Here is a 691-nt window from a genome sequence, read left to right as displayed (position 1 = left end):
ATCGGTTCCACGGTGAAGCCGATTGCTGGCACCGGAAACTCCGGCTGTCGAATCCGGTCTGCAGACCATCTGGTCCCGGCGGACCAGCCACGCGCCAACTGTGCCAAAGGAGAAAAAGGAACTAAATTCATAAAGACCACCCAAAAGGCCGTAACGTGGACCACCGGTGCCAAGGTGGACCACCTCGTCGGGTTCAATATGTCCACGCGCACCGGGTTCTCCCAGCAAGCTGCTCATGAATTCGAATTCATGTCGGCTGGGCGTGGGTATTGCGGGACAAAGGCCAATCCCGCTTATGCTGACCCGGGTGCACTCAGTGTGCAGTATTATTAAATGAAACGATACGGTGTAGGCGTGGTGTTGGTGGCGGTGTTGATCGCCACCAACGCTTGTTCTGACCGGGTGTACACCGACGGGCCCATCGGGGAATCCCATGACGATCCTCTCATGGAGTGGTGCGCTCCTCATGTGGACGGAAAGACGACGATCACGGCCAATAATGGACCCCTCCCCAACCATGCGGAAGTTCCGATCACCATTACTGATGTGTCCGCGGTAGGGGCGCAAGGATTCACGATCATAGACGCCGTCCTCACGCCGAAAAATGGTGCGGTCAACGGGGTGGAGTACCCGCCGGGGCCGAAGGAGAGGAAAGGTTCGGAATGGGATCAGCGTGTTCCGGTGGAAGGGG

Annotated in this window: 2 protein-coding genes; one reads left to right on the top strand and one right to left on the bottom strand. The window is 57.9% G+C overall.

Going from position 1 to position 691, the window contains the following annotated elements; translation table 11 throughout:
* Positions 1 to 237: hypothetical protein (locus ABD323_RS43005; protein ID WP_344447476.1), on the bottom strand; the 237-nt coding region annotated here is incomplete at its 3' end.
* Between the two features lie 117 nt (positions 238 to 354).
* Between ABD323_RS43005 and ABD323_RS43000 the strand changes: the two genes are divergently transcribed.
* Positions 355 to 691 (top strand): hypothetical protein (locus ABD323_RS43000; RefSeq protein WP_344447475.1); only part of this gene is annotated, 337 nt, incomplete at its 3' end.

The organism is Kitasatospora nipponensis, assembly GCF_039528135.1.
GTDB lineage: Bacteria > Actinomycetota > Actinomycetes > Streptomycetales > Streptomycetaceae > Kitasatospora > Kitasatospora nipponensis.
The sequence above is the reverse complement of the archived record's forward strand: the minus strand, read 5'-3'. Positions and strand labels throughout refer to the sequence as shown.